The sequence below is a fragment of the Pseudomonas sp. SDT291_1_S447 genome (genome assembly GCF_054070155.1).
The window spans coordinates 1-224 of sequence record NZ_JBSVXS010000425.1; the positions used below are offsets into that span (position 1 = coordinate 1).

Here is a 224-nt window from a genome sequence, read left to right on the forward strand (position 1 = left end):
AGCGTCGACCTGCGTTACGCCAACGGCCTGGCCGTCGGCTGGCGTGAACCGGCAGCGCCCACGGCAGCGCAACCCGCTGTCGCGAAGAATTAAGAAGAGGCAGGACCCATGGCAAACGTGCAAAGCGGCAAAATGATCGTCGGTCTCGACATCGGCACCTCCAAAGTGGTGGCGCTGGTGGGCGAGGTCGGGGAAGACGGCGTCATCGAAATCGTCGGTATTGG

General features: G+C 62.9%; 1 protein-coding gene and 1 pseudogene. Both read left to right on the forward strand.

Annotation, left to right across the window (positions count from 1 at the left end; genetic code table 11):
* Positions 1 to 93: pseudogene (locus ACW9IR_RS30205) on the forward strand (cell division protein FtsQ/DivIB); the annotation flags it as partial.
* Positions 94 to 108: 15 nt separating this feature from the next.
* Positions 109 to 224, forward strand: a 116-nt coding sequence (locus tag ACW9IR_RS30210) for a hypothetical protein (protein WP_457466279.1), incomplete at its 3' end; no start/stop codon positions are given.